We start from the raw sequence: 7,344 nt of genomic DNA, 5'->3' as shown, positions 1-7,344 counted from the left end.
TCGCAAACATCATTTTACAGAAATTTGGCCATGGGCCATTCTTTATTTAATTAGTGTTGCACTTAAAGTGTAAATTCAAGCACTTAAATTCTGGGATCAAATCGCCTTTCGTCCCAATCTCTTATATCCTAAAAATTCAATTAGTTGATTAGCGGTTCTCTTTAAGATAGTCAGCAATTGCCTCATCTAGTGATGGCAACGGCTTTCCCAATACATCACTCAAATCGTTGGTCGACTCTTCCAAAGCCCCGTTACGGATTAATTTCTGGATCATTGACAATGCTGCATCAACCTGATCCGGAACATATTTGCGTAAATTGGCCATGTATTCGTCGTCAGAAACACTAGCCACTTCAAAGTCGTTACCGATAGCTTTCTTCATGGCAGCTGCCAAATCGGCATAGGTGCTCATGGGTCCAGCAAACTCATAAACTTCTTTAGGGTTATCGGTTGTTAGAACCTTAACAGCACCTTGCGCGTATAACTTTTCAGGCGCCCAGCCAACCTTACCATCCCCGGCAGCATAGACAAACGGAGCCCCAGTTTTAGCTTCATGAAGGAAAGTCCCTTCATTTTCCACGTACCAGTTATTTCGCAAAAAGGCATGGGCAATTCCAGCTTCCTGAATTATTTTTTCAGTTGCTTGATGGTCAGCAGCCAACGGGGCTGTCGACGTGTCCGCCTTTGGAAAGCTGAGGTAGGCGATGAACTTAACGCCCGCTTTTTTAGCAGCGTTTACCACGTTACGATGTTGATCAACTCGTGGTGTCTTGCCACCTGGCAAGGATGAAACAAACAGGAGCCGATCCACACCGGCTAATGAATCAGCTAATTGAGCTTCATCGTCGTAGTCCCCAGGCTTCACATCAACGCCCTGTGGGTAAAGCTGTTTGGCCTTATCAGTATTTCGGGCCAGCGCCACAACAGCATCATCCTTATCGATGGTTTGTTGCAAAAACTTCATCGCATACTGACCAAAATGACCCGTTGAACCAGTGACAGCAAATTTCATAATCACGATACCTCCTAAATCAATTTCTTAACTCTACTATAGCTAGTTTACCTGCAAAAATACAAGGCGAATATAAAAAATCGATCATTTGCATGTGATTTAACTCTCACAATAGCGATGATCGATTTTTTTAAATTATTGCCTACGATGTCAGACGCTGATGGTTAGGGTTAGCCGTTCATAATGCGATGTTGGCCGGTAATAACTTTGAACATAGCTTGCTTCAATTTACACTAAGTCGTTTATTCCAAAAATAAAATCCCACTGCAACCAGTGGTCCTAAGAAAGCATAGACCAAGAATAAGCCAACCGCGACAAACAAATTAAACTCACCGATATGCTCACCCTTTTCTTCGGCAACCGCCTTCGAAACTGGATATAAGCCCGGGAACCGCATTAAATAGATCTGACTTATTAATGACAGAATCAGCCAGCCGAAAACAAAATCAAGCCGCAGGGTGAAAGTACCGTTAGCATTGGAACAGTATAAAAAGTAAATCCCAGCAATTATTACGGCCTGGAATAAAATTCTAAGTGCATAAACAAATTTATTCATTCTCTATCTCCTTGATTAAAGTAACCCAGATCTCAAAGAAAGTGAGATCGCTTTCAATGTTAGTGTACAGTGAGTTTCATTAATAAGTAATCCATAATCTACACGAAAATTTATAATAACTCACAAGAAGTGAGGCCAAAGTCAAAAGGTTCTCGCCCATCAATGATCGTATCAGGAAATTATCCCCACCCATTATTTAGCCTCCCATTAATTATATTGACTAATCGTGCGCAGAGAAACCGGTGCGAACAATATAAGAGCATTGCCCCAAAAATCCCACACTAAGGTTGTGGTCGGGACCCTTGTTACATAGTGGAATTGTGCTCCGAGAAGCAGCTGCTATCAATATAAGGGCATCAACCCAAAAATCCCAGAACCAGGATTTTCGGGTTGATGCCCTTATATTACCGCAGCTAAACGCTTCTCTCCGCACACTACTTACATAAACATCTTCTTCGTCGCCTTCGCCAAGGTCTTTGGATCTTTATCGTAGCGCTTATTTTTCACTAACTTAGCCATTGGCACACCGGCGAAGTGGTAAGCCGCAATTTCTCCCGAACGGACCGCGCTTTGTTCCGTGAAGACCATTTGGTATGGCTGTTCAACAAATTCACCAGTGAAGGCCAAATTAGTTGAATGTTCTGGAATAACTTTTGGCCGATCTGCCTTGGCTCTGTTATTAAACAATGCCGATGCATACGGCATATAAACTGGAATATTGTTAATGATGCTATCCATAATTTCTTGTTTCTTATCCATAATATTGCCTGGGCCTGGATCAACTTTTGATAATTGACCAATTAATTCTTCTGCCATTTCTTTACCAGTCATCTCAATATATGGTTTATCAACGAATTCACCCTTCCGTCGTGGGTACAGGAAATAGCCCCAAATAACGGACTCGTTTGGCTTCTGAGTTGTGAAATGTGGTTGATGATGGACCACGATCGACATGTTGACGTCCTTGTCGCCAAGTGGAGTTATCGGCGAAGTGGAAATGAACGAATTGAGTGCATTTCCAGGAACTTGAGTTGTAATTCTCGTAATTTCATTGAGTAGGATATGGTTGCTGGTCGTCAATGTAAAGCTGGACCACTCACTGGCATTTCTGTCGGCAAAGAATTTGTCAGGATTACCAAGATTATAGAATCGTTCCGTTGCCTTCTTCCACAGCCCAGCAGCGGCGCCGTAGTCCATATTCTCACCAGTTGGTGTATTAAAATCGCCAATCGTAGCCGAATCGGTAATTGAACCATTAGTAAAGATCACTGCTGTGTCGTCATCGACATCAACGTGCTCAGTTTCACCAGACTCGGTATTTTCCATCGTTAACCCAGTAACCGTAATCTCATCTTGCATCGGCGTATCCTTAAAGTCAAAATCAGTTACCCGTCGATTCAAGACAATATTGACACCCTGCTTCTTCAAATAATTAATCAAAGGCAGCATAATGCTCTCGTACTGGTTGTAACGAGTTCGGTTAACGCCAACCAAATGTTCAATCTGAGTAAATTCATAAATCATTTGGTGCATGTAACGACGTAATTCTTGCGCTGAACTCTGGGTTCTAAAGGCAAAGGTCGTCTCCCACATGTACCAGAAGTTGGTCGTGAACATATGCGGATCATCTTTAAAATAATCAGCAATTGAAACGTTATCGAGTTTTTCTTCCTTAGAGTCCGGCATCAAGATCAGTTCGGTCAACTTCATCCGATCCTTATTATTAAGACCAAGCTTGCCGCCATTAATGATTCCTTTGCCGCCTTCCATTAATCGGGCCTTGTCAAATGTCCGGTGTTTGGCATCGAAATCGTGAGTATCCTCTGCCGCAGTCATATTTGGTTCAGTGGCCGATGGTACCCGGCCTAAGAGATCCATCAAATCAACATAGGTTCGATAATTCAGCATCCGGCCACCCCGAGCAATGTAGCCTTTGGTGTTTTCCAACGGATGATTTTTATTCCAATATTCCCCAGCTGCTTCATTAGCTGGCGAGCCATCATTCGAGCCATGGTCATCAATCGAATAGAAGGTAATCTGATCGCCTTTCCAGTGACCCTCCTGAATTAAATATACGGCCGCGGCCATATTGGCCAAGCCAGCACCAATCATAATTGCTTTATTTTTTGTCATGTAATCTCCTCCAATTTAAAGTGAGCGGAGCAAAGCGGTTAGGAGTCGGAGCGTAAGTCTCCACAAACGGAAATCCTGGTTTTTAGGATTTTTGTTTGTGGTGCTTACGTGTAGACTCCTGCTTTGCGCAGCTGTCCTAAGATAAGTGAGCGGATCCAGGCGGTTAGAAACTGGAGCGTAAGTCTCCCTAAACAGGAATTCCCGGTTCTGGAATTTTTGTTTAGGGTGCTTAGGCGTAAGTTTCTGCCTGGAGGAGCTGTCCTTCATTCCATCAAATTACTTCGCCTCGTACTCATCATACAAGTGCGAGTCGTCCTCGAACCAACCGATTGATTTTAAGAAATAGATGGTAAGAGCCATCAAGCCCAAACCGGTGAACAAAAGCTTTTTGTGTTTCATATTATCCGCTCCTTGCCCGATTGATTTAATCTAAAATTAGTTGTGTGGCACCCATCAAATTAGTTGCTACACTTACCTTAATTATAAGTGATCTAGCACCAAAATGAACGAATTACCCACATTTAATTCAGTCAACTCGCTTTCATAGAACAGTTTCAACGGCCATGAAACGTGGTAGCTGTTTTCATTTTGGAAAACGTATTCATAAAAATAATGCTTACGAGAAAAATTTATTTATGGTAGTGTAATCAATTGTGTCCAGTCCATTTATTTAGAACAGGAGAATTTTTATCACATGGAAAAATCATTAAACACAGATCAAGTCTTAACAAAAGAAAAGAAACAAACTGCCGCTAAACCGGTAGCCAAACCATTTTTAGCCATGATTGGGATGCTAATCGGTGGATTTGTTGGGATGCTTTCTGAAACCTCTCTCAATATCGCTCTACCAAGTCTGATGACTGAGCTTCACGTCAGCATCGGAACTATTCAGTGGCTGGTAACTGGCTACATGTTGGTTATCGGGATTGTCCTGCCAATGTCATCCCTGCTTTCACGCTGGTTTTCAACTCGGCAACTCATTTTATTTGCCTTGGGCGACTTTATCGTTGGCGCCATCATTTCGGCAATGGCACCTAATTTTGCCATTTTACTCGTTGGCCGAATGATTCAAGGAATCACCACCGGATTGATCCTACCCTTAATGTTCACCGTTGCGACCCTGATCTTCCCACCTTATAAGTTAGGTTCCGCAATGGGCATGATTGGGCTCGTCATCATGTTCGCCCCAGCCATTGGTCCTACCTTAGCCGGCATGATCCTCGGCTTATTAACCTGGCACTGGATCTTTTGGCTATTTATTCCATTCCTGCTTGTTGGTTTCTATTTAGCTTTCAAGTATTTGCCTAACGTTGGCAATGTTTCAAAACCAAAAGTTGATACTTTCTCAATCATCTTGTCGGCACTTGGCTTTGGTGGCTTAGTAACCAGTGTCAGCTTAGCCAGTGAAGCCGGTTGGGCATCACTTGAAGTGATTGGCACCCTGGTTGTCGCCGTCCTTTTATTAGCCTGGTATATTCGCCGACAAATCATGTCTAAGACGCCAATCCTTAATTTCAGAGTATTCGCTGACAAACAATTCACCGTTGGCTCTCTCTTAGTCATGTTAGATTTCGCTATCATTCTTTCATCGATGTACCTGATGCCAATGTTCTGGCAAAATGGGTTGGCCATTCCGGTCGCACTCACTGGAATTGTGATGCTGCCAGGTGGAATTGTGAACGCGGTTGTTTCTGCAATTGCTGGTCGCTTCTCAGATCAAGTTAGTCCAAAGTTGCTGATTACGTTGGGCTACGGGGTGACAATCATCGGAATTGTTATCTTGTTACTTGCCCGAGCTACTTCCCCAATGTGGTACGTCATCCTTGGCCACATCGTCATTATGGTTGGGGCACCGCTTGCCATGTCACCATCACAAACATTTGGCTTAAGCGCCCTAAATCAGGCCACTTCTGGTGATGGTAGTACCATTATGAACACCTTCCAACAAATCATCGGAGCAATGGCAACCGCGATTGCGACCAGCTTATTGGCATTTGGTCAGCATCTTTCAAACGGCGGCACTCAAGTTGCCTTTACCAACGGTTTTCATATTGGGTTACTATTCACATTAATTGTTGCAGTTGTGGCCTTTGTAATTGCATTGACTATCAAACAATCAACTCCAGAAAAATACTAATGGTTCTATCCAAAAGTGGCGTGATTTCATTGATTAGAAATCACGCCACTTTGTTTTCAAATTCATTCAATTCATAATCAGGGCTTAAGCTGGCTAATCCGTTGAATAGCACTCCGAAATTCCCTCAAGCACTCCTCAGATTGACCCAAATCAGTTTCATGATCTAATTGGTTGTTCAATTCAGTCATGATTTTTTGATCATAGGCAGTGACAATTTCACCAATCGCATAGGCCGCCGTTGCCCGTTGATCATAGGCAGTGACAATTTCACCAATCGCATAGGCCGCCGTTGCCCGGATCATTGGTCGTGGATCAGCTTTCATCACTGCCAATAATTGGGGAATTGCCGATTGGTCGTGCAAATTAGCCAGGGCAATAATGGCATTTCGCTGAAGTGGCTTTTTGCCTCGCCACGAGCCGGCCATTTCCCCAAATTGGCCCTTAAAGTTTCGATTACTCATTGTTAACACCGGCAACAGCTCTGGGCGAACCTTTTCCGGATCGGGTTCCATTTCATCATGAAGATGGAAGTCCTTGCCTTGATTAAAGGGACAAACCTGTTGGCAAATATCACAGCCATAAATCACATTCCGAATTTTAGGGCGAAATTCCGCCTTCATTAATCCTTTGGTCTGAGTCTGATATGACAAGCAGCGTTGGGCATTCATCCGGCCATCGCCAAGCAATACCTTGACTGGGCAGGTGTCAATACACCTGGTACAACTACCGCACCGACATGGAATCGGTGTGTCGGCGGGAAGTTCCAAATTCGTAATGATCTCACCTAAATATACGTAAGAGCCATACTCCTCAGTAATCAATAGCCCATTTTTGCCAACAAATCCCAAACCAGCCCGATTGGCAACGGCGACATCGATCAATTCGCCCGTATCAACCATCGGTTTAAAGCGGGCTTCACTACCAGCCACAGCCTTCATTTGCTCAATCAAACGATTTAACTTTGCTCGCAAAATTTGGTGATAGTCATCCCCCCAAGAAGCTCTGGCAAACTGTCCTCGTTTTAACTTGGTTCGGCTAGGCCGCTGCTTGAGCCTGCTTGGATAAGCCAAGGCAATCGCAATAATTGACTTTGGTTGGTCAAAGATCAGCTTGGGATTAAGCCGTTCATCGAGATTTTGATGCTCAAAACCACTGGTATACCCGGCGGCTTTTTGCGCAAATAAGCTGTCTCGCAATGATTCAAAGTCAGCCGCCGTGGTAAACCCAATTTTATCAATCCCAATTTGCTGGCTAATCGTAACGATTTGTTGTTTTAGTTTCGCCCCACTTTGGATAGCGAATCACCCTTTTCGTTTAAATATGGTTAAAGGGTAGCATGAACTAGTCAAAATAGCTATCTGAAAAACTCAAATAAGGCTGAACGCAAACTTCGAAATATGCGCTCAGCCTTATTAAATACTATTTATCTGGGTCTAAACTTTCTGGTATTGATGGAAATCATCAATGCCAGTTTTTTTATCCAGAATAAATGGGACATCACTGTCC

General features: G+C 43.4%; 6 protein-coding genes. 1 reads left to right on the top strand and 5 read right to left on the bottom strand.

Features of this window, described 5'->3' with window-relative positions; translation table 11 throughout:
- Positions 1–148 precede the first annotated feature (148 nt).
- The 4 genes from KTE19_RS12375 to KTE19_RS14195 all read right to left on the bottom strand — a co-directional run bounded on the left by KTE19_RS12375 (position 149) and on the right by KTE19_RS14195 (position 4,100).
- Positions 149–1,012 (bottom strand): SDR family oxidoreductase, encoded by an 864-nt coding sequence (locus tag KTE19_RS12375; RefSeq protein WP_217342403.1) that lies wholly within the window; start codon positions 1,010–1,012, stop codon positions 149–151.
- Positions 1,013–1,235: 223 nt separating this feature from the next.
- Positions 1,236–1,568, bottom strand: coding sequence for a hypothetical protein (locus KTE19_RS12370; RefSeq protein ID WP_217342402.1), 333 nt, complete (start codon positions 1,566–1,568; stop codon positions 1,236–1,238).
- Positions 1,569–2,006: 438 nt separating this feature from the next.
- Positions 2,007–3,701 carry an oleate hydratase gene (locus KTE19_RS12365; protein WP_217162673.1) on the bottom strand — a complete coding sequence of 565 codons (1,695 nt, stop codon included), beginning with the start codon at positions 3,699–3,701 and terminating at the stop codon, positions 2,007–2,009.
- A gap of 276 nt (positions 3,702–3,977) precedes the next feature.
- Positions 3,978–4,100: a hypothetical protein gene (locus KTE19_RS14195; protein WP_283812267.1), complete on the bottom strand. Its 123-nt coding sequence runs from the start codon at positions 4,098–4,100 to the stop codon at positions 3,978–3,980.
- Between the two features lie 295 nt (positions 4,101–4,395).
- Here KTE19_RS14195 and KTE19_RS12360 point away from each other — a divergent pair, with 295 nt between their 5' ends.
- Positions 4,396–5,838 carry a DHA2 family efflux MFS transporter permease subunit gene (locus tag KTE19_RS12360; RefSeq protein ID WP_217342401.1) on the top strand — a complete coding sequence of 481 codons (1,443 nt, stop codon included), beginning with the start codon at positions 4,396–4,398 and terminating at the stop codon, positions 5,836–5,838.
- A gap of 77 nt (positions 5,839–5,915) precedes the next feature.
- On the opposite strand, the gene queG is transcribed toward KTE19_RS12360, so the two are convergent.
- A complete protein-coding gene (gene queG / locus KTE19_RS12355; protein WP_217342404.1) occupies positions 5,916–7,133 on the bottom strand; it encodes a tRNA epoxyqueuosine(34) reductase QueG in 1,218 nt (405 codons plus the stop codon).
- Positions 7,134–7,344: the final 211 nt, after the last annotated feature.

This window comes from Lentilactobacillus dabitei, assembly GCF_019061365.1.
Taxonomy (GTDB): domain Bacteria; phylum Bacillota; class Bacilli; order Lactobacillales; family Lactobacillaceae; genus Lentilactobacillus; species Lentilactobacillus dabitei.
Note: the sequence above shows the minus strand (reverse complement) of the source record. Positions and strands in the feature narration are given on the sequence as shown.